Annotated in this window: 26 protein-coding genes and 1 pseudogene; 14 read left to right on the top strand and 13 right to left on the bottom strand. The window is 65.1% G+C overall.

Features of this window, described 5'->3' with window-relative positions:
• Positions 1-149: 149 nt before the first annotated feature.
• From NLM31_RS19710 to NLM31_RS19725, 4 genes are read left to right on the top strand one after another with little or no spacing between them, the layout of a single operon-like run.
• A complete protein-coding gene (locus NLM31_RS19710; protein ID WP_254193326.1) occupies positions 150-803 on the top strand; it encodes a tetratricopeptide repeat protein in 654 nt (217 codons plus the stop codon).
• Positions 804-838: 35 nt separating this feature from the next.
• A complete protein-coding gene (locus tag NLM31_RS19715) occupies positions 839-1,399 on the top strand; it encodes a hypothetical protein (protein WP_254193327.1) in 561 nt (186 codons plus the stop codon).
• A 50-nt stretch (positions 1,400-1,449) separates the two neighbouring features.
• Entirely contained in the window at positions 1,450-2,832 is a 1,383-nt protein-coding gene (gene der, locus NLM31_RS19720) for a ribosome biogenesis GTPase Der (protein WP_254193328.1), read from the top strand.
• On the top strand, positions 2,829-4,085 hold the full coding sequence (locus NLM31_RS19725) for a TCR/Tet family MFS transporter (RefSeq protein WP_254193329.1): 1,257 nt from the start codon (positions 2,829-2,831) through the stop codon (positions 4,083-4,085). Before der ends, NLM31_RS19725 begins: the two co-directional genes overlap by 4 nt.
• A 101-nt stretch (positions 4,086-4,186) precedes the next feature.
• Here the strand turns inward: NLM31_RS19725 and NLM31_RS19730 are convergent, their stop codons facing one another.
• The 7 genes from NLM31_RS19730 to radA all read right to left on the bottom strand — a co-directional run bounded on the left by NLM31_RS19730 (position 4,187) and on the right by radA (position 11,766).
• Positions 4,187-5,413, bottom strand: coding sequence for an ABC transporter substrate-binding protein (locus NLM31_RS19730; protein ID WP_254130958.1), 1,227 nt, complete (start codon positions 5,411-5,413; stop codon positions 4,187-4,189).
• Positions 5,414-5,578: 165 nt separating this feature from the next.
• A complete protein-coding gene (locus NLM31_RS19735) occupies positions 5,579-6,724 on the bottom strand; it encodes a hypothetical protein (RefSeq protein ID WP_254193330.1) in 1,146 nt (381 codons plus the stop codon).
• Positions 6,725-6,802: 78 nt separating this feature from the next.
• The gene (locus tag NLM31_RS19740; RefSeq protein WP_254193331.1) at positions 6,803-7,546 is read right to left on the bottom strand and encodes an SDR family NAD(P)-dependent oxidoreductase; all 744 of its coding nucleotides are present in this window, start codon (positions 7,544-7,546) and stop codon (positions 6,803-6,805) included.
• Between the two features lie 69 nt (positions 7,547-7,615).
• Complete coding sequence (locus NLM31_RS19745; protein ID WP_254193332.1) at positions 7,616-7,969, bottom strand: immunity 8 family protein; 354 nt, start codon at positions 7,967-7,969, stop codon at positions 7,616-7,618.
• Between the two features lie 10 nt (positions 7,970-7,979).
• On the bottom strand, positions 7,980-9,491 hold the full coding sequence (gene purF / locus NLM31_RS19750; RefSeq protein WP_254130962.1) for an amidophosphoribosyltransferase: 1,512 nt from the start codon (positions 9,489-9,491) through the stop codon (positions 7,980-7,982).
• A 28-nt stretch (positions 9,492-9,519) separates the two neighbouring features.
• A complete protein-coding gene (locus tag NLM31_RS19755; protein ID WP_234680617.1) occupies positions 9,520-10,149 on the bottom strand; it encodes a CvpA family protein in 630 nt (209 codons plus the stop codon).
• A gap of 168 nt (positions 10,150-10,317) precedes the next feature.
• Entirely contained in the window at positions 10,318-11,766 is a 1,449-nt protein-coding gene (gene radA, locus NLM31_RS19760) for a DNA repair protein RadA (RefSeq protein WP_254193333.1), read from the bottom strand.
• Between the two features lie 237 nt (positions 11,767-12,003).
• On the opposite strand from radA, the gene NLM31_RS19765 reads away from it, so the two are divergent.
• Positions 12,004-13,125 (top strand): ABC transporter substrate-binding protein, encoded by a 1,122-nt coding sequence (locus tag NLM31_RS19765; RefSeq protein WP_254196231.1) that lies wholly within the window; start codon positions 12,004-12,006, stop codon positions 13,123-13,125.
• Positions 13,126-13,142: 17 nt separating this feature from the next.
• Complete coding sequence (locus NLM31_RS19770) at positions 13,143-15,179, top strand: bifunctional diguanylate cyclase/phosphodiesterase (protein WP_254193334.1); 2,037 nt, start codon at positions 13,143-13,145, stop codon at positions 15,177-15,179.
• Between the two features lie 9 nt (positions 15,180-15,188).
• Here the strand turns inward: NLM31_RS19770 and NLM31_RS19775 are convergent, their stop codons facing one another.
• Positions 15,189-15,914 carry a sulfite exporter TauE/SafE family protein gene (locus tag NLM31_RS19775; RefSeq protein ID WP_254193335.1) on the bottom strand — a complete coding sequence of 242 codons (726 nt, stop codon included), beginning with the start codon at positions 15,912-15,914 and terminating at the stop codon, positions 15,189-15,191.
• A gap of 183 nt (positions 15,915-16,097) precedes the next feature.
• Here NLM31_RS19775 and NLM31_RS19780 point away from each other — a divergent pair, with 183 nt between their 5' ends.
• The 4 genes from NLM31_RS19780 to NLM31_RS19795 all read left to right on the top strand — a co-directional run bounded on the left by NLM31_RS19780 (position 16,098) and on the right by NLM31_RS19795 (position 18,500).
• Entirely contained in the window at positions 16,098-16,406 is a 309-nt protein-coding gene (locus NLM31_RS19780; protein WP_254196232.1) for a hypothetical protein, read from the top strand.
• Between the two features lie 71 nt (positions 16,407-16,477).
• Entirely contained in the window at positions 16,478-17,134 is a 657-nt protein-coding gene (locus tag NLM31_RS19785; protein ID WP_254193336.1) for a hypothetical protein, read from the top strand.
• An 84-nt stretch (positions 17,135-17,218) separates the two neighbouring features.
• Entirely contained in the window at positions 17,219-17,587 is a 369-nt protein-coding gene (locus NLM31_RS19790) for a GFA family protein (protein ID WP_254193337.1), read from the top strand.
• A 97-nt stretch (positions 17,588-17,684) separates the two neighbouring features.
• On the top strand, positions 17,685-18,500 hold the full coding sequence (locus NLM31_RS19795) for a DUF4886 domain-containing protein (RefSeq protein WP_254193338.1): 816 nt from the start codon (positions 17,685-17,687) through the stop codon (positions 18,498-18,500).
• Between the two features lie 114 nt (positions 18,501-18,614).
• Here NLM31_RS19795 and NLM31_RS19800 read toward each other — a convergent pair whose 3' ends face one another.
• On the bottom strand, positions 18,615-19,385 hold the full coding sequence (locus tag NLM31_RS19800) for an exodeoxyribonuclease III (protein WP_254193339.1): 771 nt from the start codon (positions 19,383-19,385) through the stop codon (positions 18,615-18,617).
• A 41-nt stretch (positions 19,386-19,426) separates the two neighbouring features.
• Here NLM31_RS19800 and NLM31_RS19805 point away from each other — a divergent pair, with 41 nt between their 5' ends.
• Positions 19,427-19,645 carry a cysteine rich repeat-containing protein gene (locus NLM31_RS19805; protein ID WP_254130970.1) on the top strand — a complete coding sequence of 73 codons (219 nt, stop codon included), beginning with the start codon at positions 19,427-19,429 and terminating at the stop codon, positions 19,643-19,645.
• Positions 19,646-19,653: 8 nt separating this feature from the next.
• Here NLM31_RS19805 and alr read toward each other — a convergent pair whose 3' ends face one another.
• From alr to NLM31_RS43435, 3 genes and pseudogenes are all read right to left on the bottom strand, one after another.
• The gene (gene alr, locus NLM31_RS19810; RefSeq protein ID WP_254193340.1) at positions 19,654-20,937 is read right to left on the bottom strand and encodes an alanine racemase; all 1,284 of its coding nucleotides are present in this window, start codon (positions 20,935-20,937) and stop codon (positions 19,654-19,656) included.
• 46 nt (positions 20,938-20,983) lie between these two features.
• The gene (locus NLM31_RS19815) at positions 20,984-22,495 is read right to left on the bottom strand and encodes a replicative DNA helicase (protein WP_254193341.1); all 1,512 of its coding nucleotides are present in this window, start codon (positions 22,493-22,495) and stop codon (positions 20,984-20,986) included.
• Between the two features lie 762 nt (positions 22,496-23,257).
• A pseudogene (locus tag NLM31_RS43435) lies at positions 23,258-23,818 on the bottom strand (class I SAM-dependent methyltransferase).
• Between the two features lie 310 nt (positions 23,819-24,128).
• Between NLM31_RS43435 and NLM31_RS19825 the strand changes: the two are divergent.
• The 3 genes from NLM31_RS19825 to NLM31_RS19835 all read left to right on the top strand — a co-directional run bounded on the left by NLM31_RS19825 (position 24,129) and on the right by NLM31_RS19835 (position 26,334).
• Positions 24,129-25,154, top strand: coding sequence for a hypothetical protein (locus NLM31_RS19825; protein WP_254193342.1), 1,026 nt, complete (start codon positions 24,129-24,131; stop codon positions 25,152-25,154).
• 104 nt (positions 25,155-25,258) lie between these two features.
• Entirely contained in the window at positions 25,259-25,870 is a 612-nt protein-coding gene (locus NLM31_RS19830) for a TetR/AcrR family transcriptional regulator (RefSeq protein ID WP_254193343.1), read from the top strand.
• Positions 25,867-26,334: a PaaI family thioesterase gene (locus NLM31_RS19835; protein WP_254130974.1), complete on the top strand. Its 468-nt coding sequence runs from the start codon at positions 25,867-25,869 to the stop codon at positions 26,332-26,334. The genes NLM31_RS19830 and NLM31_RS19835 overlap by 4 nt, the downstream gene beginning before the upstream one ends.
• Before the next feature lie 50 nt (positions 26,335-26,384).
• On the opposite strand, the gene rplI is transcribed toward NLM31_RS19835, so the two are convergent.
• Entirely contained in the window at positions 26,385-26,990 is a 606-nt protein-coding gene (rplI, locus tag NLM31_RS19840) for a 50S ribosomal protein L9 (protein ID WP_254130975.1), read from the bottom strand.
• Between the last annotated feature and the right edge of the window lie 10 nt (positions 26,991-27,000).

Below are 27,000 nucleotides of genomic sequence, written 5' to 3' on the forward strand. Positions count from 1 at the left end.
ATATCCCGGATCGCGCGTTAACGCCTTGATCGGCCTTGCTTTGCCTTGCCACCGCCATATCGATAGGGTATCGCCGCCGCCACGTGGGGACGGGCTTTAGACGCGCACGATCTGGCGCGCGCTCCCGGCCGGGCATGGGATTAGCATAAGTGTCTGAATTATTTGACGAAGTCGACGAGGAAGTACGTCGCGAGCAGCTCAAAAAGCTGTGGGACAAATATTCGCTCTACTTCATCGCCCTGATGGTGCTGGTCGTGGCGGCCGTGGGCGGCTGGCGCGGCTATCAGTATCTCGAGGCCAAGAAGGCCGCCGAGGCCGGCGCGACCTTCGAGAAGGCCGTGGAGCTGTCGGAGCAGGGCAAGCACGCGGAGGCCGAGACGGCCTTTGCTGACCTCGCTGCCAAGGCTCCGTCCGGCTACCGCACCCTGGCGCGGCTCCGGGCCGCAGCCGAGGCCTCGGCCCGCGATCCCAAGGCCGCCGCCAAGATGTATGACGACATCGCCGCCGACAGCGGCGTCGGCAGCGAGTGGCGGGATCTTGCCAAGATTCGCGCGGCCGGCCTGCTGGTGGACAGCGCGAGCTACGCCGACATCCAGCAGCGGCTGGAAACCTCCGCCGAGCCCAAATCGACCTTCCGCCACAGCGCCCGCGAATTGCTGGCGCTGTCGGCCTGGCGCAACAATGACATGACCGCGGCACGCAAATGGGTCGACGCGATCGCCGAGGACGGCGAATCGCCGCCGGGCCTGCGCTCGCGCGCCGAGGCGCTTCAGGCCTTGCTGCCGCCCGTCGCCAAGAGCTGAGCCGACGGTCCCGAGAGCCCAGACGAGATTCTGATATGCGCCGCACGCCACGTTTGATCGCAGCCGCCGTTCTGATCGCCTTCACGGGCGTCCTGGGCGGTTGCTCCAGCTTCGATCCGAGCGATCTCCTGGACTTCCTCGACACCAAGAAGAAGCTGCCGGGCGAGCGCAAGCCGGTGTTCCCCGAGGGCGTGCCAGGTCTGGAGCAGGGCGTGCCGAAGGACATGTACAAGGGCGCGCAGCAACAGCAGGATCCGAACGCGCCTGCCGTCGCGGCGTTGCCGGCCGAGCCGCCGCCGGCTGAGACCGCCAAATCGTCGAAATCCGCCAAGGGCAAGAAGACCAGGCAGCCGGCCGCGACGGCAGCCGCACCGGCTGAAGCGCCGGCCGGTGAGGTCGACGGCGAGGCTCAGCCCGAGGCAGCACCGGCGCCGGCCGCTCCGCCGCCCAAGCAGAAGATCGTCCGCAAGCGCACCACCGCGCCGCCGCCGGATCAATCCGCACAGCAGCCGGCGCAATCGGCGCAGACCACCCAGCAACAGCAGACGCAGGGAGCCTTCCCGGCGCCGATGCCCAGCGGCAGTTTCTCGCGCTGATATTTTTCACCGATTTGACAGGCGCTGCCTCGACGGCGCACGAATGACTGATGTCCTTTACGATCGCCATCATCGGCCGGCCCAATGTCGGCAAGTCGACGCTGTTCAACCGCCTGGTGGGACAGAAGCTCGCGCTTGTCGATGATTTGCCGGGCGTCACCCGCGACCGCCGCGAGGGCGATGCCAGGCTCGGCGATCTCGAATTCACCATCATCGACACCGCAGGCCTCGACGAAGGCGCCAAGGGCTCGCTGACGGCGCGCATGCAGGAGCAGACCGAGGCCGCGATCGCGCAAGCCGACGCACTGTTCTTCGTGATCGATGCCCGCATCGGCCTCACACCCACAGATCGCGCCTTCGCCGATTTCGCCCGCAAGGCCAACAAGCCGGTGCTGCTGGTCGCCAACAAGAGCGAGGGCAAGCATGGCGATGCCGGCGCGATGGAGTCCTTTGCGCTTGGTCTCGGCGATCCCATCCAGATCTCGGCCGAACACGGCGAGGGCATGGGCGAGCTTTACGACGAACTCGCCAAGCTGATGCCGGAGCCCGTCGACGAGGATGAGGCCGAGGACGACGAGCCGCTGACCGAGGAAGAGGCCGCGACGCGCCCGATCCGGGTTGCCATCGTCGGTCGTCCCAATGCCGGCAAGTCGACGCTGATCAACCATCTGCTCGGCGAGGAGCGCCTGCTGACGAGCCCGGAGGCCGGCACCACGCGCGATTCCATCGCGGTCGAGATCAACTGGAAGGGCCGCGATTTTCGCGTGTTCGACACCGCGGGCCTTCGCCGGCGCTCGCGCATCGAGGAGAAGCTGGAGAAGCTCTCGGTGGCCGATGCGCTGCGCGCCGTGCGCTTCGCCGAAGTCGTCGTGATGATGATGGACTCGCAGAACCGCTTCGAGGAGCAGGATCTGCGCATCACCGACCTGATCGAGCGCGAGGGTCGCGCGGTCGTGCTCGCCGTCAATAAATGGGACCTGATGGAGACCAAGGGCGGTGGCGCGATTTCGGGTCTGCGCCGCGACGCCGATCATTGGCTGCCGCAGCTCAAGGGCGTGCCGATCGTCGCCGTCTCCGGCCTGATGGGCGAGGGCATCGATCGCCTGATGCAGGCGATCCAGGACGCCTACGCGCTCTGGAACAGGCGCGTGCCGACCTCTGCGCTCAATCGCTGGTTCGAGCAGGCGATCCAGGCCAATCCGCCGCCCGCGGTGTCCGGCCGCCGGCTGAAGCTGAACTACATCACCCAGACCAAGGCGCGCCCGCCGAGCTTCGTGCTGTTCTGCTCGCGCGCGGACGCGGTGCCGCAGTCTTACCTGCGCTACCTCGTCAACTCGATGCGTGAGGCCTTCGATCTGCCGGGCACGCCGGTGCGCATCACCCTGCGCGAGAAGGCCAATCCCTTCGCGCACAAGCGCAAGCGGCCGTCGTGAGCGGCGAGGCCGGCGAGGCGATAGCGCAAGGCGCTGCGCCGGTCCGGCGCGGGGCGGTCGCCTTCATCTTCGTCACCATCCTGCTCGACATGCTCGCGCTCGGCGTGATCATGCCGATCCTGCCCAAGCTGATCGAGAGTTTTGTCGGCAACGACACCGCGCATGCAGCCCGCATCTTCGGCCTGTTCGGCACGGCCTGGGCGCTGATGCAGTTCGTATTCTCTCCGCTGCTCGGCGCGCTGTCGGATCGCTTCGGGCGCCGGCCGGTGGTGCTGCTGTCGAATTTCGGGCTCGCCGCCGACTACGTGCTGATGGCGCTCGCGCCGTCGCTGACCTGGCTGTTCATCGGCCGCGTGATCTCCGGCATCACCTCGGCCAGCATCTCGACCGCCTTTGCCTACATCGCCGACATCACGCCGCCGGAGCGGCGCGCGGCCGTGTTCGGTAAGATCGGTGCCGCTTTCGGTGCAGGATTCATCCTGGGGCCGGCAGTAGGCGGCCTGCTCGGCGATATCGATCCACGATTGCCGTTCTGGGCGGCGGCAGGCTTGAGCTTTGCAAATGCCCTCTATGGCCTGCTGATCCTGCCGGAATCGCTGGCGCCGGAGAAGCGCGCCTCGTTCCGCTGGAGGAGCGCCAATCCGGTCGGCGCGTTGCACCTCCTGAGTTCAAGCGCCGGGCTGGCGGCGCTGTCGGTCGTCAATTTCATCGCCCAGGTGGCGCATGTCGTGCTGCCATCGACCTTCGTGCTCTATGCGACCTATCGCTACGGGTGGGATTCAAAGACCGTCGGACTGACGCTGGCGATGGTGGGCGTCTGCGCCATGGTGGTGCAGGGGCTCGCCATCGGTCCCATCGTGCGCCTGCTCGGCGAACGCAACGCGATGTTGATGGGCCTGTGCTGTGGCGCGATCGGCTTCGTGATCCTGGGTGCGGCTCCGACCGGACCGCTCTCCTGGCTTGGCATTCCCGTGCTGTCCCTCTGGGGTATCTCCGGCGCTGCGATGCAGTCGCTGATGACGCGGCTGGTCGCGCCGGATCAGCAGGGCCAGTTGCAGGGCGCGACCTCGAGCGTGCAGAGCGTGGCGCAGCTCGTCGGTCCCTTCCTGTTCACGCTGACGTTTTCGTATTTCATCGGCGGCAGCGCGCCGTTGCATCTGCCCGGCGCACCGTTCCTGCTCGCAGCCACGTTGATGGTGATTTGCGTAGCCATCGCGGTGCGGACGCTGGCAGCAACGAAGACGGTCTCGTAGGGTGGGCAAAGCGCAGCGTGCCCACCGCTACTTCGATCGTGGAGAGATGGTGGGCACGGCGCTTTCGCGCCTTTGCCCACCCTACGGCAGTGTTGACTGGCTTACTTCTTCACCAGCGGACACTCGCTGTCCTTGAGCGGCTTGGCCGCGTCTTCCGCCGAGATGGTCGAGACCAGCTTGTAATAGTCCCACGGGCCCTTCGACTCCTCCGGCTTCTTCACCTCGAACAGGTAGGCCGGGATGATGCGGCGGCCGTCCTCGCGGAGCGGGCCCTTGCCGAACAGCGGATCGTCGGTCGGGATTTCCTTCATCTTGGCGACGACCTTGGCGCCGTCATGTGGATTACCGCCGAGCGCCTCGAGCGCCTTGAGGTAGTGTATCACGCCGGCATAGTTGCCGGCCTGCGTCATCGACGGCATCGCCTTGTTGGCGGTCTTTTCCTGGAAACGCTTTGACCAGGTGCGCGTGGCATCATTGAGGTCCCAGTAGAAGGACTCGGTGAAGGTCAGGCCGTGCGCGGTCTTCAGGCCGAGCGAGTGGACGTCGTTGATGAAGAGCAGCAGCGCTGCGAGCTTCTGGCCGCCCTCGACGATGCCGAATTCGGCCGCCTGCTTGATCGAGTTGGTGGTGTCGCCGCCGGCGTTGGCAAGCCCGACGATCTTCGCCTTCGAGTTCTGCGCCTGGAGCAGGAAGGATGAGAAGTCGGAGGTGTTGAGCGGATGCTTGACGCCGCCGAGCACCTTGCCGCCGTTCGCGGTCACGACCGCGCTGGTGTCGCGCTCGAGCGCGGCGCCGAAGGCGTAGTCGGCGGTCAGGAAGAACCAGGTATCGCCGCCAGCCTTGGTCAGCGCCTTGCCGGTGCCGGTGGCAAGCATGTAGGTGTCGTAGGTGTAGGAGATGGTGTTGGCGTTGCAGGCCTTGCCGGTCAGGTCGGCGCTGGCGCCGCCATTGTTGAGCAGGACGACGTTCTTTTCCTTGGCGACGTTGCTGACCGCCAGCGCCACGCCGGAGTTCGGCGTGTCGGTGATCATGTCGACCTTCTGGGTGTCGATCCACTGCCGCGCGATGTTGACGCCGACGTCAGGCTTGTTCTGGTGGTCGCCGCTGACGACCTCGATTTTCCAACCCTTCGCGGCGAGGCCGGAATCCTCGACCGCCATCTTCACCGCCACGACGGAGCCGGGACCGCCGATATCGGCGTAGAGGCTGGACATGTCGTTGAGCACGCCGATCGTGACGGTCTTGTCCTGGGCGTAGGCTGATGATGCAAATCCGAAAGCGGCGCAGGCCAGAAGGGCCGCAGTGCGGCGCGCGAACGTCGTCGTCATAAAAGGTTTCCTCCGGTGTCAAATATTCGGACGGCCCTCTTGCGGAGCCTTGTTCCGGCAAATTCCGTAGCCTGTCCCAGGGACGGCGGCAATGCGCCTAAAGCCGGATGACACTGCGTCGTAGCGTCATCCGTCGTTAACTTTTGGGCAAAATGCGTTGAGGCGCTATTTCAGCGCGTCCGAAATCAGCTTGAATTTCTGGATGCGCTTGCCCTCGACCTCGCCGGTATAAACGTTCCCCTTGGCGTCGACGGCCATGGCGTGGAGCAGTTCGAACTGACCGGCGTTGCGGCCGCTGTGGCCGAAGGTGCCGACCACGCTGCCGTCGTCACGCTTGATGACGCGGATCTCGTTGTTGGTGCCGTCGGCATTCAACAGGTAGGTCTGCTTTGGATCGGGCCACAGCGCCAGATCGAACACTGCGCCGTCACCACGGCTATCCTTCTCGTAGACCCACTCCTTCACGAAGGTGCCGTCCTTCTTGAAGACCTCGATACGGTTCTGGCTGCGGTCGCAGACATAGACGAGGCCGTCATTGGCGATCTTGATGCAGTGGACGGGATTGCCGAACTGCTCCTGTGCCGTGGCGCTCGGATCGTAAGGCGGTTGCTTGTCGTCGTTCGGGGTCTTGCCGTGGCCACCCCAATGCCGCTTGTAGGCGAGTGTGGTGGCGTCGAACACGATGACGCGGCGATTGCCGTAGCCGTCGGCGATGTAGAGTTCGTTGGCCTCCTTGTCGATCGCGATCTCCGCCGGACGACCGAGCTGCGTCGTGTCGTTGCTGTTGGTGCGCGGCGCGATCTTGCCGATCTGGCCGAGATATTTGCCGTCGACCGTGAATTTCAGGATCGCGCTGTCATTGTCGGCATTGCCGCCGATCCAGACGAAGCCACGCTCGTCGACCTCGATGCCGTGCTCGCGGCCGACCCATTCATAGCCGTCGCCGGGCCCGCCCCAGGACCGCAGCAGATTGCCGTCGACGTCGAATTCCAGCACGGGCGGTGCGGGCACGCAGCATTTTGCCCGCGGCGGATTGAGGGTCGCGGCCTTCTCGCCGTCGATCAGCGAGCGGGGACGGTGGATCACCCAGATGTGCCCCTGCCAGTCCACGGTGATCCCGCCGATCTGGCCGATAATCCAGTTGTTCGGAAGCTGCTTCGGCCAGGACGCATCGACCGCGAAGGTCGGGACGTCACCGGCCGTGGCGACGTTCGGAAGCGCGAAGGCGATGGCTGCAATCAGGATGGAGACGGCGTGAGAGACGCGTGCGAGCGCACGGTAAAAGCCTGCGCGATCATGCCATGACGCCATGGCGACCTCCCTTTTTTGGCTTGCGGCTTGCTGCCGCTTGAGCGCGCGCAGTCAATCGCGGGGAGGTGCTTGAGTCAATCAGGCCGGCGCGCGGAAGCCCATCAGGCTGCGGGTCTTGTAGTCGTAGAACTTGCCGGTCTCGATCCAGTCGGGCGCGCACAGCGGGACGATGAACTCGGCGACCTGCTCGGGCGTGTCCAGCGTCGCCGGGTCTTCGCCCGGCATCAGGGTTGCGCGCATGCGGGTGCGGATCGGGCCCGGATTGAACAGGTTGACGCGCAGGGGCGTGTTCGCAGTCTCCTGCGCCCAGGCACGCGCCAGCGTCTCCAGCGCGGCCTTGGAGGCAGCGTAGGGGCTGACATAGGCGGTGGCCTTGTTGGCGGCGCCCGAGGTGATGAACACGGCGCGGCCGGCGTCGGACTGCTTGAGCAGCGGCTCCATGCAGCGGATCAGCTGGAAGTTCGCGGAGACGTTGACGGCCATGACGTCGTTGAATGTCTTGAGCTCGATATGGCCGACCGGCGAGGAGGGGCCGAGCACGCCGGCATTGCCGACGAGAATGTCGAGCTTGCCATAGCGCTCGTGCAGGCCTGCCCCAAGCCGCGCGATACCGTCGAAATCAGTGAGGTTGAGCGGCACCAGCGTGGCGCCGCTGCCGCCTAATTTGCGGATCTCGTCGTCGAGCTCCTCGAGCCCGCCCTGCGTGCGCGCGGTGGCAACGATATGCGCACCGGCCTTGGCCAGCGCGAGCGCCGTGGCAAAACCGATGCCGCGCGAGGCGCCGGTGACGAGAGCGATACGGTCAGCGAGGAGCTTTGTCATGGCGGGGTTTTACAGGCGTGGATGGCTGGGACAAGCCCGGCCGAGACAAAATCCGACCGCCTACCAGGCTCAAGGTTCGTAGTTTTCGAATTCCCAGGAGCCAAGGAGGCCAACCTTTTCGGCAACCTCTTTCCAACTGTTGCCCATGCACCTCTGGCAATAGCCACGCACATATTGTTCGAGCGCTGGGTAGTCGTATTCCTTGACGAAGAGGAAGTGTCTTCCCGGGACATGAGCGTCCTTCATGTTCTCCGCGAACCATTCCGGTGTGCAAAGAGTGAATCCAAAGGATTCTTCGCCCGGCCCGCCAGCCGGACCGACCATTGCAGAAATGTAGATTCCGAATGGCCCTTCAGGCCAAAATGCTTCCAGCGACGGCGTGTCGCTGCAAGATAGCCGCCTGAGGTTGGCTACAACGACCACGCCGGCATCGTCAGCTCGCCTCCGCCAGCAGCGACAGCTGCCGCGGTTGCGGCTCGGTCTGGGTCTGGTCGGTGAGGTGGGTCGGATAGACGCCCGTGAAGCAGTGATCCGCAAACTTCGGATTGGCGGGGTCGCGGCCGGGTTCGCCCATCGCGCGGTACATGCCGTCGATCGACAGGAAGGCGAGCGAGTCGGCGCCGATGAGCTCGCGCATCTCCTCCAGCGAATGCGTCGCGGCCAAGAGGCCGCCGCGGTCCGGCAGGTCGATGCCGTAATAATCGGGATAGAGGATCGGAGGCGAGGCGAGGCGGAAGTGCACTTCCTTGGCACCGGCATCGCGCATCATGCGCACGATCTTCTTCGACGTGGTGCCGCGCACCAGGGAGTCGTCGATCAGGATGATGCGCTTGCCTTCGATCGCGGCACGGTTCGCCGAGTGCTTCATGCGCACGCCGGATTCGCGGATCGCCTGCGTCGGCTGGATGAAGGTGCGGCCGACATAATGGTTGCGGATGATGCCGAGCTCGAACGGCACGCCCGAATGCTGGCTGTAGCCGACCGCGGCGGGCACGCCGGAATCCGGCACCGGCACCACGACGTCGACAGGCACATGGCTCTCGCGCGCGAGCTGAGCGCCGAAGGCCTTGCGCACCTCGTAGACCGAGCGCCCGTGGACGATGGAGTCAGGACGCGAGAAATAGATGTATTCGAAGATGCAGGGGCGCGGCGCCATCGGCGGGAACGGCTTGTGGATGTCCTGGCCGTGCTCGTCGAACACGATGACTTCGCCGGGCTCGATGTCGCGGACGAAGCGCGCGCCGATGATGTCGAGGGCGCAGGTCTCCGACGTCAGGATCGGGCAGCCGTCGAGTTCGCCGAGCACCAGCGGGCGGATGCCGCGGGGATCGCGCGCGCCGACCAGCTTCTTGTTGGTGAGCGAGACCAGCGCATAGGCGCCTTCGATCTCGCGCAGCGCGTCGATATAGCGCTCGATGAAGCGGCTGCGCCGGGAGCGCGCCACCAGGTGCAGGATCACCTCGGTGTCGGAGGTCGACTGCATCATCGCGCCGTTCTTGACGAGCTCGCGGCGCAGCGTCAGGCCGTTGGAGAGGTTGCCGTTGTGGGCGACCGCGAGGCCGCCGGCATTGAGCTCGGCGAACAGCGGCTGCACGTTGCGCAGGATGGTGGCGCCGGTCGTGGCGTAGCGGACGTGGCCGACCGCCATGGTGCCGGGCAGGCGGTCGATCACCTCGCGGCGGGAGAAGGTGTCGCCGACGAGGCCGAGGCGGCGTTCGCTGTGGAAGCGGCTGCCGTCGTAGGAGACGATGCCGGCGGCTTCCTGGCCGCGGTGTTGAAGTGCGTGGAGGCCGAGCGCCGTGATGGCGGCAGCTTCAGGATGTCCGTAGATGCCGAATACGCCGCATTCCTCGCGGACCGTATCTCCGTCCAGGTCGTCCTGAAGCTCTAGCGCGGCGGAGCCGGGATCGAGTTCAGTGTGGGCGTCCTGGTCAGGGTGTCGCATCTCGTCCGCGCCTCTCTTTAGGGCTCAATCAACGCGCCGCAGGTTTCTCGATCAGCTTCTTGAGGCTGTCACGAGCAGGTTTACTGTAACCGTCACCAGTGCCCGAAGGCTGCTGTTCGGTATCAGCTTGATCATCATCTGGTTTGTTTTTCTTGAATCTCTTCAAGATGGTGTTCTCGGGGTCATCCGGCAAGAGGGACATCAGCCAATCCCCGGTTCCCTGGAGCACCACACGGGATTTTGCCCCCGAGACCCAGTCCGGGCGCTGCTTGTCCGGCACCAGCCAGGTGAAGAACAGGAAGGCCACCACGACGATCAAGAGCCCGCGAGCGAGCCCGAACAGGAACCCGAGGGTGCGATCCAGCGCGCCAATGCGCGAATCCAGGATCATGTCGGAGATCCGGACCGTGATCACGGAGACCACGACCAGGGTACCGACGAACACACCGGCGACCACGACCACGCTGGCGACGGTGTCGTTGTTGAAATAGGTCTTGGCGGTCGGCAGCAGCTTGGAGAACGAGTACAGCGTCACGATCGCCGCCGTGCCCCAGGCTGCGATCGACAGGATTTCGCGCATGAAGCCGCGGACCATCGCAAGCAGGCCCGAGATCAGCATCACACCGAGCAGGATCAGGTCGAGGAGTGTAACTGGCATCGGCTGGTCTGGTCCGCTCGTACTCTCAAAGGGTGCTCAGCGAATCGGTGTTTGGCCGCCGCCCTAACTGAAGGCCAGACGACGTTCCCGGCAAGGCCGTAACCACGCAATCCCATGCTGCTTTTGTGACGGCTGTATAGCGGCGGGGACGCTTGACGTCACCTCCGGCTACCCCTCTCCACGGCGGAATCTTGCCGGTGTGGCATTTTTCTCCGCAGGCGGGTTCTGATCGCCGCGGCGGGAGCCCTTGGCGGCGATTTCAGCGACCAGCGTGGTGAGGCTGTTGACCGCGTTCAGGGTCAGCCCGGCGTCACCGCCGGCCTCACCGCCGCGGGCCGATTCGGGCAGCACGGCGCGCTTGAAGCCGAGCTTGACCGCTTCCTTGAGCCGGGCCGGGGTCTGCGCCACCGGGCGGATGACGCCGGAGAGCGAAATCTCGCCGAAATAGACCGCATCGGTGGGTAACTGCGCATTAACCAGGGAGGACACCAGCGCGGCCGCAGCTGCCATATCGGCCGCCGGCTCGTGGATGCGCAGGCCGCCCGCGACGTTCAGATAGACATCGTGGCCCGACAGCTTGACCCCGCAATGGGCTTCCAGCACCGCCAGCACCATCGAGAGCCGGCTCTGGTCCCAGCCGACCACGGCGCGGCGCGGGGTGCCGAGCGAGGTCGGCGCCACCAATGCCTGCAATTCGACCAGAACGGGCCGCGTGCCCTCGATGCCCGCGAAGACTGCGGTGCCGGGGGTGCCGAGGTCACGCTCGGACAGGAACAGCTCGGAAGGGTTGGTGACCTCGCGCAGGCCGAGGCCGGTCATCTCGAACACGCCGATCTCGTCGGTCGGACCGAAGCGGTTCTTGACGGCGCGCAGGATGCGGAATTGCTGCGAGCCTTCGCCCTCGAACGACATCACGGCATCGACCATGTGCTCGACCACGCGAGGGCCCGCGATCTGGCCGTCCTTGGTGACGTGGCCGACCAGGATGATGGCCGCGCCGGTTTTCTTCGCGAACCGAATGAGGGCCTGCGCCGAGGCACGCACCTGGGTGACTGTGCCTGGGGCGGATTCCACCGTGTCGGTCCACATCGTCTGGATCGAGTCGATCACGATCAGCCGCGGGACGGCGCCTTCCGACAATGTCGAGACGATGTCCTCGACCGAGGTCTCGGCCGCGAGTTGCACGGGTGCATCCGACAGCCCGAGCCGTTCGGCGCGCAGCCGCACCTGGGCGATGGCTTCTTCGCCGGAGATGTAGACGATGCGGTGGCCGGCGCGCGCCATCAAGCTGGTCGCCTGCGTCAGCAGCGTCGATTTGCCGATGCCGGGATCGCCGCCGACCAGCAGCACCGAGCCGCGCACGAAGCCGCCGCCGGTGACGCGGTCGAGCTCGGTCAGCCCCGAGGACAGGCGCGGCGCGTCAGGGCTTTTGCCCGCGAGGCTCTCCAGCGCAAACGTGCGGCCCTTGCGCTTGGAGCGGATCGAGACCGGGACGCTGCCGGTCGCATCCTCCTCGGCCAGCGTATTCCACTCGCCGCAGGACTCGCACTTGCCCTGCCAGCGGTTATAGGCCGCGCCGCAGTTCTGGCAGACGAAGGAAAGCGTGTTCTTGGCCATGGGATGGTGAGTCGGAGGTTTCAGATTTGCTGATAGCACGGAACGGCGGGTTGTGCGGGCGGCCGTGAGCGCTCCAATTAGCCCAATTCCGTGCAGCCGATACACCCTTTGTTAGCTCTACGCCGCCGCGCCGCGCCGGACTTTGCCAAATGTTAGCGGACGCGGGTCCAGCTTCGGAACAAGACGGGGTGGCTAAAAAGAATGACGGCAGTCTTACGGATATTGCTCGCTGTGAGCATGGCCCTTGGCGTTCTCGCGCCAGCCGGCCACGCTGTTGCGGCTGACGCAAAACCCCTCAACATCGTTTTCGTGAGCCCGGGCAAGATCGGTGAGGTCTACTGGGACATGGTCGCGCAGACCATGCAGGCCGCCGGCCGCAAGCTCGACGCCAATGTCGAGGTGCTGAGCAGCGAGCGCAATTATCGCACCATGCAGGAGCTCGGCCTCGGCGTGGTCGCGCGTGCCGACAAGCCCGACTTCCTCATTCTCTCGAACGAGGAATCCGCCGCCGTTCCGATCCTGGAGGCGGCCGAGGCCGCAGGCGTGAAAACGCTGCTGCTGTCGAATACGCTGATCGGCGAGGATGCGCTGCGTCTCGGACCGCCGCGCAGCAAGCTCAAGACCTGGCTCGGCGACATCACGACCGATCTGACGACCGCGGGCGCGCGCATGGCGAATGCGTTGATCGACGCGGCGCGTCACGAAAAATGGCAAAGCCCCGATGGCAAAATCCATCTTCTCGGGATCGGCGGTGACGAGATCACGCCGGCCTCGATTGCCCGCAATGCCGGTCTCCAGCTCGCAGTCGCGGCTGCGCCCGACGTCATCGTGGACCGGATGCTGTTTGCCAATTGGACGCAGTCGGAAGCGGAACAGGTTGCGGCCAACTATCTGAGCTGGGCCTCGCGCAAGGGCATCCGTCCCGCAGGAATCTGGGCCGGCAACGATCCGATGGCCCTTGGTGCGCTCAAGGCGGCGGCCGCCGCGGGACTTGAGCCCGGCCAGAATATCCAGGTCGTCGGCCTGAACTGGTCGGAGGACGCGCTGCGCGAAATCAAGGCCGGTCGTCTGCTGCTGACCGATGGTGGCCATTTCCTGCTCGGCGGCTGGTCGATCGTGCTGCTGCGCGACTATGCCGACGGTTGCGACTTCGCAGCCAGCTCGCCGCACATCGAGGTCAAGACATCGGCGATCACGCGCGACAATCTCGCCTCCGTCGCCGCGCTGATCAAGACCCGGGCCTTCGACCGGATCGACTTCGCGCGGTTCAAGGCAAGGCCGGGACGTTGCGGCCAATACGATTTCTCGCTGGATGCGCTGATTTCGTCGCTGTCGCCCCCAAGCGCCGCCGGTGAATGATGCAGGACGCTGACGGCATGAACGCTCCGACCAGGCCGGCTGCATCGCGCTCCGTCGTCCGCGCGATGATCTGGGCCACCGTGCCGGTGCTGCTGGTGGTGCAGCTGCTGGCGTCGGCCGGCGTCGAGGTCTCGAGCTTCTGGTCGCAGATCCGGCAGCTCGACGCCCGCATTGCCCGCGTCGCCGAGAGTCGCGCAGAGCTGATCGCCGAGCCGCTCTGGAAGATGCGCTACGACCAGGTCACCGGCGTGCTCAACGAGATCATGCACGACGAGACCATCGCGGCTGCTGCCGTCTACGACGACACCGGCGTCGTGATCGCCCGCGTGGTGGCGCGGCCCGCGGTTCAGGCTCTCACCGAGGTCTCGCGTCCGATTGCCTACCGCAACGGCAACATCGCCGTTCAGGCCGGCCGCATCGTGATCGCCTATTCCTATGCGACGCTCTATGTGGACACCGGCAGCAGGCTGGGACTGCTTCTCGTCGTCGGCCTCCTCGGGACGCTTGCGACCGTGATCGCGATGCGGATCTCCGCCAACATCTTCATCGGCAAGCCGCTGGCCGCGATGATGTCGGCGATCCAACGCAGCAAGCAGGACGGCCGCGCCTATCCGGCCGACGTCAAATCGTCGAACGAATTCGGCCAGCTCGCGAGCGCCTTCAACGCGATGCAGCACACGACGTCGGGCGCGCTCGACCGGCTCGGCCACATGGCCGCGCACGATCCGCTCACGGGCCTGCCCAACCGCCGCTCACTGTCCGAGCGCCTCGTGACCTTGAGCAGGGATGCCGGCTCGCCGGACGCACTGATTGCCTTCTCCTTCATCGATCTCGACGATTTCAAGGGCATCAACGACACCTTCGGTCACGACGCCGGCGACAAGTTCCTGGTTCATATCTCCGAACGGCTTCGTGACACGGTCGAACCGGAAGATTGGGTCGCGCGGCTCGGCGGCGACGAGTTCGTGGTCATTCGTCCGGAAGTCAGCGATGAAGCGGCCGCGCAGGCCTTCGCGCGGCAAGTGCTGGACGCCATTTCTGAACCGATCCTGCTGCATGACAAGCAGGTCGTGCCGCGTGCCAGCATCGGCCTTGCCGTGCGCCGTGCCGGCGACCCCGAATTATCCCACTTGCCGGCGCTCGCCGACATCGCGCTCTACCACGCCAAGAGCAAGGCGCCCGGCACCGTCGCGGTGCTCGACGAAGCGCTCCAGCGCGACTATCGCCGCCGCAGGGATCTCGAGCTTGCGATCCCGACAGGCTTTGCCGAGCAGCAATTCGAGGTCTGGTATCAGAGCCAGGTCGATCTGGTGACCCAGGAGGTCATCGGCCTGGAGGCGCTCATTCGCTGGCGTCATCCCGAGCATGGCGTGATCGGTCCCGGTGAATTCCTGCCGCTGATCGAGCGCAGCGGCAACAATGCGCGGTTGACACGCTATGTGCTGACCGACGCCTGCCGCGCGCTGCAACGCCTCGCAGCTGCGGGCAGGCCGCAGATCCGGATTGCGATCAATCTGCCCCCATCTGAATTGGCCGACCATTCGCTCGCCGCCGAGCTGCGCGAGACGTGCGAGCGGCTCGGCGTCGCGGCCTCGTCGCTCGAGCTCGAGATCACCGAGGGGTCGCTGATCAACAACATCGCCAGCGCATCCGAGACGCTGCGCCGGCTGCGGCGCCTCGGCGCCACCATTGCGCTCGACGATTTCGGCACGGGCTATAGCTCGCTCGCCCATCTGCGTCGGTTTCCGCTCGACAAGGTCAAGATCGACAAGGCATTCATCCGCGAAATCCCCGAGAGTGCCGAGGACAAGGCGATCGTCGGAGTGATTGCCTCACTCGCGGAGACGCTGGGGCTCACCTTGGTCGCGGAAGGCATCGAACGGGCCGAGCAGGCGCAGGCCATGCGCGAGATGGGCGTGAGGCTCGGCCAGGGTTTTCTGTATCACAAGCCGCAGCCGCTCGATGCCGTGCTGCGGGGGCTTGCGGCAACCGGCGGCGGCGAGGATCGTCTGTTCGCAGACAGCCCGCCAATCGCGCCGGAATTCGCCGCCTGAGCGGTGCGGCTAGGGCTGCGTCGCATTCCAGAGCATCGAGAGCCCGGCTGCGATCATGATCGCATCCATCACCATGCGGAACATCTCGGGTTTCAGGTGCATGACGAAGCGCTTGGCGACGAAAGCACCGGCCATCAGCGAGGAGCCTGCGATCAGGCCCTTGATGAAGACGTCCTGCGTCAGCGCGCCGAAGCGTTCGAACGTCACGGATTTGGCGAAGTAGAGCCCAAGCGAGGCGGCGGCTTCGGTGGCGAGAAAGGCGCCTTTGGACAAGCCATAGAACAGGAACAGCGGCACGCTGAGCGGTCCGGTCGAGACCACGATGCCGGTGAGATAACCGATGACGGCGCCGCCGATCGCCAGATGCCAGAGATTGGCCTTGAGGTCGTGCCGCGCCAGCCAATGCCGCACCGGCACCATCGCGATGAGGAAGATGCCGATGGCAAGATCGACGGCGTGCGAGGGCAGGGCGAGCAGCGTCCGCGCGCCCAGCGCCGCGGCCGGAATGCCAGTGACGGAATAGGCCAGGCAGGCCCGCCAGTCGACGTCTCGCCACCACGCCAGAATGCGCGAAAAGTTTGCCATGACGGAAGCGACCGCCATGATCGGCACGGCCTCCTTCGGCCCGTAGGCATAGACCAGCACGGGCATCAGCATGATCGACGAGCCCGTGCCGACGATGCCGGAAATAGTGCCTGCGATCAGGCCGACGCTGAGGACGAAGAGAAAAGCCAAGGGCGGGCTCCGGGAATCGGCAGAGTTTAGCCGGAGGAGGGGGAGCGCGCGAATGGGGTTACCGGCCGCCCGTAGTTAACCGCCGGTGTCGCGCCCGCCGCCAATCCGACCGGTTCCCGGGCCTGATCCTTAGAATTTGAAGCGTATTGATCGGAGCGTCGCTCAAAGAATTTGAGGTCCATGATGCCTGACCACCATTCCTTCTCCGCGCTCGACCGCCATGCGGTGCTCGGCGGATCCGACAATGGCTTTCCCTGGTACGCGGGCGCGATGCTTGCGGTCGAGGCGAGCGAAGTGGTTCGGCTCCGCTGCGAGAAGCTCAGCCATGGCGATGAGGCTGCCGGGCAGGAAGCCGTGCTGATGGTCAGCGAGAAGGTCGCGGCCGCCTTCGAAGCGTTCGCGTGCCTGCTCGCGGGCGCAACGCCTGCGGCGGTGGTTCAGCGCTATCGCGAGCATGTGGCCGCCAACGCCAAGCGCCTGTCTGCGAATTGAGACGTCGCGCGGCATCCGCGTGACGGCTCATCGGTCGCCATGAACCCGCCGTGCGGTGGGGGCGACAGACGGTGGATGATGCCGCGCTAGCTCCTGTAGCAATTCCAAGTTCGTTCGCCGACAGACGCGTGCGCCTGGCACCCAAACTGTCGGAGGCCATTTTGAGTGACATAAAGCGGCGAGATTGGGCAGCCCGGTCCATTGCATTGCTGGCGGTGGTCGTTGTCCTCGCGGGAGCCCTGCTGCTGTTCAATGCGCCGAACCGCGAACGCCGGACCGCGATCACGACCAGTTGCAGTCAATTCGAGGCCGATGCCCACAAACTGTTCGGCAAAGGTGATACTGCCGTCCTGAGCGCGTCGTTCGCGGCCGGCGACAACGTGCATCTGGCGATCGATTTCAAGGGCGTCGGTTATGTCTGGGAACTGACCGGCGTGTTGGCGACGGCCAAGAAGGATGTGACCGGCTCCGGCTCGTTCACCACGGTCACCAAGTCCAAATCGACGTCCGCCGCGGCCAATTCCGGCACATCGACCATTTCGCATGGCGAGATCAATGGCTTTGCCACCTTGGATGTGGCGAGCGACATCATTGCGGCCGGGGAAGGCGGGATCGTGATCACCAACACTAACAGTTTGCCGCCGTTCGCGCTGCCGAGGGTCGCGAGCGCAAGCTGCGAGGCCTCGAAAGGGCAGGTCCAACTCTCGGTTCATGCGACGACAAAGTGAGACAGGCCAGTTCTCCCGCTGCTGACAGCATGTTGGCAGCAGGGGCGGGCTATGACCATCTCCTGACAAAACGGGGAGCGGATCATGCCGGTCGAGGCAAGCTGTCATTGTGGTGAGACGGTGTTCGAGGTGACAGAGGCGCCTTCGAGCGTGACGCGTTGCACCTGCTCGCTCTGCGCCAAGCGCGGTGCGCTGTGGGCCTATTACACGCCGGCACAGTTTCGCCTGCTGTCGCCCGCCGACAACGTCGCGACCTATCTCTGGGGCAGCCGCACCGTCAAACATCACTATTGCGCGAATTGCGGCTGTGGCACCTATTCGGAGTCGCCGGACTGGTCGAATGGCAAGCCCGATTTCGACAATCCCAAGGTCGCGGTGAATGCGCGCTTGTTCGACGATTTCGACCTGGAGGCCGTGCCGGTCAACATGATCGACGGCAAGAATCTATGGTGAGCAGGCGGCCTCCCGCATATCTGCCCGCACGCCCATCCTCTTGAGGCTCTTTTGAAAAGCTGATTTGGTTCCGGCCCAATAAAAAGGGGAGGAAGCCATGATGCGTCTTTTTGCGCGAGTGATGCTCGCAATGTGTCTGGCCGTTGCAGCCGGCTTCAATGCGCAAGCGCAAACCAAACCGAAGGTCACGACGCTCGGACCCGACTTTCCGAAGGCCGCATTGTTCGTCGGCAACAGCTTTTTCTACTACAACAACGGCATGCCCGGGCATCTCTCCTTCATGGAGCGGGCCGCGGATGAGGCCAACAAGGCGGCCTATCGCAACACCATGGCCACCATCGGCGGCTCCGGGCTCGACTGGCACGATATGGACAATCTGCTGCGTCCGGGCGGTCTCGGCGCCTATTCCTTCGACGACCAGAACGTCGTCGTCTTCAACAAGCCAGGCAAGCAGTTCGATGCCGTCGTGATGATGGATTGCAGCCAGTGCCCGATCCATCCGCAGCTGAAGGACGCCTTCGCCACCTTCGCCAAGAAGGACAGCGAGATCGTCCGCGCTCATGACATGCGGCCGGTGCTGTTCATGTCCTGGGCCTATCTCGACAAGCCGGAAATGACCGAAGCGCTGGCCGAGGCCTATACGATTGCCGGCAATGCGAACAATGCGCTCGTGATTCCCGCAGGGCTCGCCTTCGCGCGCGTCCGCAAGCTGCAGCCGGAGCTCAATCTCTATGCGCCGGACAAGCGTCACCCGAGCCCCGCCGGCACCTATCTCGCGACCTGTGTCACGCTGGCTGCGTTGACCGGCCGCTCGCCCATTGGCAATTCCTACACGATGGGGATCGATCCGGAGACGGTGCAACTGCTGCAGAAGGCGGCGTGGGACACGGTGCAGGAGTATTACGGACGGTGATCTGGCACGGTCTCGTAGGGTGGGCAAAGGCGCACTTGCGCCGTGCCCACCATCTGCTTCCGTAGACGAATTTCGTGGGCACGCTTCGCTTTGCCCACCCTACGAGACCATCGCTTACTTCAACACCACCCACGCAGGAGCATGATCGCTCGCACCATCCTCGCCACGAACCGTCTTGTCGACGCCGGCCTTCGCCAGACGCGAGACGAGGGCAGGGCTGAGCAGCAGATGGTCGAGCCGTAAGCCCGCGTCGCGCGGCCAGCGGTTTCGCTTGTAGTCCCAGAAGGTGTAGATGCGTTTGTCTCCGTGCAACTCGCGGATCGCATCGCACCAGCCTTGCTCGACCAGCGAGGCGAACGCCGCACGGCTTTTCGGCTGGATCAGCGCATCCTTGTCCCATGAGCGCGTCGGATAGATGTCGATCTCATCAGGCGCGACGTTGAAGTCGCCGGCGAGCACCACGGGCAGATCCTGCTTGAGGAAGGTTTTGGCGTGGCGCTTCAGCCGCGCGAACCAGTCGAGCTTGTAGTCGAATTTCGGCCCGGGCTGCGGATTGCCGTTCGGCAAGTAGATGCTGGTGACGATGACGCCGCGGACGGCGGCCTCGATGTAGCGCGCTTCGTGGTCGTCGGGCCGCCCCGGCAGCCGGTCGCGCGTGAGCACCGGTTCGGCGTTGCGGGCGAGGATGGCGACGCCGTTCCAGGTCTTCTGTCCGCGCCAGACTGCGCCGTAGCCGGCCTTTTCGATCGCGGCCGCCGGAAATTCGCCATCACTTGCCTTCAACTCTTGGAGTGCAACGACATCCGGCTTCGCCGCGCGCATCCATGCGAGCAGGTTGGGCAGGCGGCGGTTGATGTTGTTGATGTTGAATGTCGCAATCTTCATGTAGAGCTGATCGCCTCGTACGTCCCGACACCGGAGATACAATGACCAAGTTGAGCTTTGCCGCTATTGCATTCGTCGTCGCGTTTTCCGGAGCCGCTTCGGCACAATCGGCCGATCCGCGCGGCGCCTGCAAGGCGGATTACGACAAATTCTGCGCCGGCATCGCGCCTGGTGGTGGCAAGATCGTCGCCTGCCTCAACGCCAAGCGCGACCAGCTCAGCGCGACCTGCAAGGCGGCGCTGGATAGCCGGAAGAAGTAAGAGGCGTCCTAGCTCGGCAGCGGCGGCGGAGCCGCTGGCTGCTCGAGCGGCGGCGGGGCGGGCGGCTGTTCCGTCGCCAGCGCAGGCTCCGGCTCCGGTTTTGCGAGCGGCTCCACGACATCGCCGCCCTTGTAGACGCGGGCGTAGCGGTGGCCGAGGCTGGTCAGCACCTCGTAACCGATCGTGCCGAAATGGTGGGCGAGCTCGTCGACGGTGATGCCCTCGCCGAGCAGCGTCACCATGTGGCCGCGCCGCGCCGCGTTCGGCGGCAGATCGGTGATGTCGATCGCGATCAGGTCCATCGAGACGCGACCCGCCACCGGGCAGCGCTTGCCGGCAACGATCACCTCGGCGCCGCGGGTGCCGTCATTGGAGCTTGCAGCGCGGAAATAGCCGTCGGCGTAACCGACCGCGATGATCGCGAGCTTGGTCGGCCGACGCGCGGACCAGGTGCCGCCGTAACCGACGGTCTCGCCGCGCTCGATGTTGCGGATCTGCACGATGCGCGCCTTGAGATCGACCACGGGCTGCATCGGATTGTCGGCCTCCGGGGTCGGATTGACGCCGTAGAGCGCTGCGCCCGGCCGCACCAGGTCGAACTGGAAGGGCGCGCCGAGAAAGATGCCCGAGGAGTTGGAGAGCGCCGCCGGCACGCCGGAGAATTCGCTGGCGATGCCGCGGAAGGCCGCGAGCTGCTTGGCGTTGACGGGGCTGTTGAGCTGCTCGGCCGAGACCAGATGGCTCATCACCAGCGTAATGCCGTGATCGCCGGCAGTGATGCGGGGAATGATGGCCTGCGCTTCCGCGAGCGTCAGCCCGAGCCGGTTCATGCCGGTGTCGATGTGCACAGCGGCGCCCCCGGACCAGCCGGTGCGGCGGCAGAACACGTCCCATTCGGCGAGCTCGTTGAGGTCGCCGATCACGGGACGGCAGTTGATCTTGGCGTAGTGCTCGCCGGTGTTCTGGAAATAGCCGCCGAGCACGTAGATGGCCGCGTCCGGCACCGCCGCGCGGGCGGTGCGTGCCTCCTCGATGGTGGCGACGAAGAAGGTCTTGCAGCCGGCCTTGTTCAGCGCCTGCGCGACCTGTGCGGTGCCGCAGCCGTAAGCGTCGGCCTTGATCACCGCCGAGCACTCTGCCGGCACGGCGGTCTTCTCGAGCTTGCGCCAGTTGGCGATGATGGCGTCGAGATCGACGGTGAGCACGCCGCCGAAGGCAGCGAGCGCGGCAGCCTGATTGGCCTCCGCGGAGAGAAGGCCGGATTGCTGGATCATGTTCGGGTCGGACGCCATTGTCATGACGCCGTTTTACGCAAGAGGCTGGTCCGGTTCAAGGAACTCAATAATCGTTGCTGCTGCGAACCGGCAGTTGACTGTCCGGCGCGAGGTCGCCGAACCGCGTGACCGAAGCTTCGAACGCCAGATCGACGGTTCCTGTCGGGCCGTGGCGCTGCTTGCCGATGATGACTTCGGCCTTTCCGTGCGCCAGACTCATGTCAAGCTGCCACTTCTCGTGTTCAGGCGTGCCCGGGCGCGGCTCCTTCATGGCGAGGTAATATTCCTCGCGATAGACGAACAGCACGACGTCGGCGTCCTGCTCGATTGATCCGGATTCACGCAAGTCGGAGAGCTGCGGTCGCTTGTCGTCGCGGGATTCCACCTGACGCGAGAGCTGCGACAGCGCGATGACGGGGACGTTGAGTTCCTTCGCCAGCGCCTTCAGGCTCGTCGTGATCTCCGTGATTTCCTGCACGCGGCTGTCGCTGGCGCGCTTGCCCGAGCCGGAGAGCAGCTGGATGTAGTCGATCACGAGCAGGTCGAGGCCCTTCTGTCGCTTCAGTCGGCGCGCGCGCGCCATCAGCTGCGCGATCGACAGGCCGCCCGTCGCGTCGACATAGAAGGGCAGCGACTGCAGCTCGATCGAGACCTCCCGGATCTTGTCGAAATCGGCTTCCGAGATGCCGCCGCGGCGGATGTGGGAAGAGGGAATGCCGGTGCGCTCGGCCACGATACGCGTGGCGAGCTGGTCGGACGACATTTCGCAGGAGAAGAAGCCGATCACGCCGCCATTGGCGGCCTTCATGGTGCCGTCGGCCTGAAGCTCGCCGACATAGGCCTTGGCGACGTTGTAGGCGATGTTGGTCGCCAGCGATGTCTTGCCCATGCCCGGGCGTCCGGCCACGATGATGAGGTCGGAGTGCTGCAGGCCGCCCATCTTGGTGTCGAGGTCGCGCATGCCGGTCGAGATGCCGGACAGCTTTCCGTCGCGCTGGAACGCCTTTGCCGCGAGATCGACCGCGATCGCCAACGCCTGCGAGAATTTCTGGAAGCCGCCGTCGTAACGGCCGGATTCGGCGAGCTCGTAGAGGCGGCGCTCGGCGTCCTCGATCTGCGCGCGCGGTGCGAAATCGACCGGCGCGTCATAGGCGACATTGACCATGTCTTCGCCGATGCCGATGAGGTCGCGACGCAGTGCAAGATCGTAGATGGTGCGCCCATAGTCCTGGGCGTTGATGATGGTGGTCGCCTCGGCCGCGAGCCGCGCCAGATATTGGCCGATGGTCATGCCGCCGACGTCGGTGTCGGCGGGCAGGAACGTCTTCAGCGTCACGGGCGTGGCGATCTTGCCCATCCGGATCAGGCTGCCGGCGGTCTCGAAGATGGTCTGGTGCAGCGGCTCGAAATAGTGCTTCGGCTCCAGGAAGTCGGAGACCCGATAGAAGGCGTCGTTGTTGACCAGAATCGCGCCCAGAAGGCTCTGTTCCGCCTCGATATTATGCGGCGCGCTCCGATAAGCGGGAGTTCCGGGCTCGGGCGCGAGTTTGAGGACGTTCGAATCAGTCAGGGCCATGGTCGAGCGATAGCAATTTTCTTGGGCGGATGCGGGGCCGGGATAAAGCGCCGACGCAGCCCGAAGCGGAAGCAAAAGCTCGTCGCTATCAACCGATCATTAAAAATGGTGGATGATTAGCAGTCGCAGCAAGCGCCGCGCTTGACGGATTTTCGCGGAACTCGCCCGGCGCTGGACGTGGCCGCGGCCGCATCACGGAAAAATCCGGATGCCGTGAACCTTATGGATTGAGGCGCAGACGTATCGAAGAGCGCGCGAAATGACGCACGCTGGCCGCTTTCGGCGCGGGTTTCAGACCAGCAGGAGGTAGACCAGCGCAACCAGGGCCGCGCCGACGCCGGTGGCGATCAGGGCGTAATCGGTGCGGAGGTCGTCCTGCACGTCGAATGAGGTTTGGGTCTCTTTGCTCATGGCGACGATCTAGGCCAGGACCAAACAGACTTATGTGAAGCAGATCACATCTCTCCGGATTCTTTCGGGGTACCTCGGGAACAGGACTGGCGGGTAGGGGATTGTCTCCCATAACCTGCCAATAGGGAGACGAGGCAAGCCATGCGGCCAGAACGGCAGCTACAGGTTTGGCGAAGCGAGGCTGGTAGTCGGCTTTGGCTGTCCGGGCTGATCGCGGCCATGGAGCACGCCACGCGGCCCGAGCAGCGGCGACTGCCTGTCGCGCCCGAAACCCTCGCGGAATTGCGCGCCCAGCTAGCGTTACCGACTTCTTGCCGGATCCCGCCGATTTCGACCCTGTGTCATTAGAATTCATTCACCAGCAAGCTTCAGCTTGGATCTGGCGCCCCCTTCGCGGGCGCGCAGCCCGGCTTCCTCATGCGCGATATCGTCGCGCGTGATCGGGACCACGCCCTGACGCTTGGTGAGCTGAAGCTCGAAGTTCATCATGCCCTGCTTCCGGAACGTCGTCTCGCAGGCGGCGAGGTAAAACTCCCACATCAGCGCGAAGCGCGCGTCATAGAGCTGCACGGCCTCCTCGCGCCGGGCCGTGAAACCTTCCCGCCAGGCCTTCAGCGTCTCACGCCGGTCTCGGCGAACTGTGCGTCGTCGAGGGTTGTTTCCGGTGTCTCGAAGTAGACGCAGCTATTTGCTGGTCGGCGCCGAGAAATCATAGAGCCGCACATCGAGATCGTAGTGATGTGCGACATTGCTGCGCGATCGCGCCCGCGGATTGAACTGTCTGAGGTGCCGGACGAGATAGCGCAGGTGCCACCAGGGCTTTGCCCAGTGCGGCAACAGGTCGGCTTGATTGAGCAGGATCGCGTGAGCATCAGCTATGTTGCCGCGCTCGACGACAAACTCGCCGTTCATGGAGGCCTCGTCAAGAACCTGCGTAACAAGCGGTCCATGGGCACCAACCTCTCGCGAACCCGAAAAGATGCGACGACCCGGCCGTCACACCGATGCTTGGACGACACGTTGGTTCCAATGCGTTCGCATGGACGTCCAGGCAGCCTATTCCCGCCCGGCTATTGCGTTGTGTTCAAACCCGATATTCGAAAATCGCGTGTTCACATGCTTGTTGAGTGCGCTTCCATTCGCAGCGCAATCGGCTAAAAGGTGACCCGCCGCCGCGCCGAATGCCGGCCGTATCTGTCGGATTTCAATGGAGATGATGGGAATGTCGAGCCGAGCGCTCAGCCTCGCCACGGTGCTGTTTCTGATCGGCTTCGGCGCCTCCGATGCCGTTCTGGCGCAGGCGACGAACCTCGAGGCCGGCAAGGCCCCATCCCAGCTTTTCGCGCAGACCTGCAACGCCTGCCATAAGAGCCCGCGAGGGCTGTTGAAGACGGTCGCGCCGGGCTCGCTGCCGGGCTTCCTGCGGCAGCACTACACTACCAGCCCCGACATGGCGGGCGTGCTCGCCTCCTACCTCATCTCCAATGGTGCCACCGATACTCGCTATCAGGCCAAGGACGGGAAGGACGGCAAGGAGAAGAAGGACGGCGCCAAGGAGAAGGACGCCAATACGGCTCCGGGGCAATCGCCTGAGCACCAGGGCCGACGCCAGCGCTCGCAGGAGGCCGCAAGGCCCGAGGGCGAGGGTGCCGCTGGCCCGGCGCCTGAAGGCCGCCAGAAGCGCGCGGCGCGGCCGAGCGAAGAGGGCGCCAAGGAAGGTGTCAGGGAAGGCGCAAAGCCGGAGGCCGCCACCGAACAGCCGCCCGAAGGCCGCAAGGGCAAGCGGATGAGCAAGCGCGGTAAGCCGGAAACGGAAGACGCAGCCGCGCCGAAGGTTGAGCCCAAGGTCGATTCCAAGACTGAGCCCAAAGCCGAACCCAAGGCCGAACCCAAGAGCGAGAGCGCCAAGGTCGATTCTGAATCCAAGCCCGACAGCGGCAAGCCGGCTGAGAAGCCTGCAGAGGCCAAGCCGGAAAGCGCCAAGGTCGAGCCGAGCAGCAGCGAGACGCCGGCTCTGCGCCCCGATCCGGTGCCGCAGGTCACACCGGCCCCGCCGGCGGCTGCCAAGCCCGCTGAACCGGCTGCGCCCAAGCCGGCAGAAGCGGCCGTCTCCAAACCGGCCGAGCCCGCGCCCAGCGCCGAACCGGCCGCCAAGCCGTCAGAGCCGGCACCGTCTGCGCCCGCCGCGGCCGCGTCGCCCGCGCCCGCCGAGTCCTCCGGTCCGCCGGCGCCGCCGATCTCGCGCTAAGCCGACAATCCCGCCGATCTGCGAAGGCCGCGCCCAGCGCGGCCTTCGCGTCGTCTTGACCATCATTAGAGTTACGCTCTAGAGTAATACTCTAGGAGGCGGCGATGTCATCCGGCGTTCGCGACGATCTATTGGCTGCGGGGCTCGCGGTGTTCGACCGGTCGGGCTTCGAAGGCGCGACGGTGGCCGCCATCCGCGCCAAGGCCCGTGCCTCCAATGGCAGCTTCTTTCATGTGTTCGGCTCCAAGAAGGAGCTTGCCGGTGCGCTGTTCCTGGACGTGCTGCGGCACTATCACGCCGCGATGCTCGCCGCGCTCGATCAGGCGCTCGAAGCGGAGCAGGGCATCGATCGCCTGATCCGCGCCCATCTCGACTGGGTCGTGCTGAGCCGGCGCGAGGCGCGCTATCTTTTCGAGATCTCGCGCAACGAATGGGGCGAGGACATTCGCGACGCCCAGCGCGCACAGAATGCACGGCTCGCCGAAGGCATCGAGCGCTGGCGCGCGCCGCTGGTCGCAAGCGGCGAGCTTCTGCCGATGACATCCGTGATGTTCGTCAGTCAGCTGATCGGCCCCGCGCAGATCTTCTGCCGGGCCTTTCTCTCCGGGCGCGATCGCGCCGATCCTCGCGGCGAGGCCGACACGCTGATCGCCTGCGCCATCCGTGCGCTGGTGCCGCCCGGGCGCCTCAACCCCAAGCAAGGAGTGGCGACATGAGCAACGAAGCCGATCCCGAGTTCGTGGCCGTAGCCGAGCGCATCCACGCCAATGTCGGCCGGCAGGGCTTCATGAACCTCGTCGGTGCCGAGCTGTCGGACTTGTCGCGGGGCACTTGCACGATTGCGGTCGAGCGTCGGCCGGAGTTGTTGCAGCAGCACGGCTTCTTCCACGGCGGTGTGACGGCCTTCCTGGTCGACAATGCCACGACCATTGCGGCGGCGACCTCGCGCGGACAGTCGGCGCTGACGGCGGAATACAAGCTCAATCTGTTGTCGCCCGCGGTCGGTGACAAGTTGATCTGCCGTGCAAGGGTAATCAAGCCGGGCCGTCAGGTCTCCGTGGTCGCGGCCGACGTGTTCTGCGTCAGCGACGGTGTCGAGAAGCACACGGCAACGGCACTCGCCTCGATCGCGATGCTGAGCGAGGATGTCGCGTCCAAAACGAAAAGCCCGGCTGCCTGAGGCAGCCGGGCTTCGTAGCCCTGCTTCGTAGCCCTGCGCGAGCGCGAGGCTTACTTCTCGGTCTCTTCCGCAGCCGGGGCCGGCTCGGCGTCGTCGTGCTGGGCTTCCGGATCGAAGAACTCGCCGGCGGCGGCAATCGCCTCGGCGGCCGCGTCGCGGTCCTCGTTGCGGGTGGAGATGTCCTCGCCGCGGTTGATGCGCTCGGCCTCATCCTGGCTGCGCGCGACGGTGACGGTGACCTCGACCTCGACCTCGGGGTGAACCGCGACGGTGATCGAGTGCTTGCCGATGGTCTTGATCGGTGCGTCGAGCTGCACCTGGGGACGCTCGAGGGCAACGCCGTCGGCCTCGAACGCCGTAACGACGTCACGCACCGTGACCGAGCCGAACAGCTGGCCGGCTTCGGACGCCTGACGGATCACGATGATGTTCTTGCCCTGGATCTTCTCGGCGACCTTGGACGCCTCGCCCTTCGAGGCAAGGTTGCGGGCTTCGAGGTCGGCCTTCATGCCGTCGTACTTGGCGCGGTTGTCGGCGGTGGCGCGCAGCGCCTTGCCGCGCTTGAGCAGGAAATTGCGGGCATAGCCGTCGCGAACCTTCACGACTTCGCCCATCTGGCCGAGCTTGCTCACGCGTTCCAGCAAAATGACTTCCATATTCGTTCTC

Origin of the sequence: Bradyrhizobium sp. CCGUVB4N (genome assembly GCF_024199945.1) — a bacterium.
Classification (GTDB): domain Bacteria; phylum Pseudomonadota; class Alphaproteobacteria; order Rhizobiales; family Xanthobacteraceae; genus Bradyrhizobium.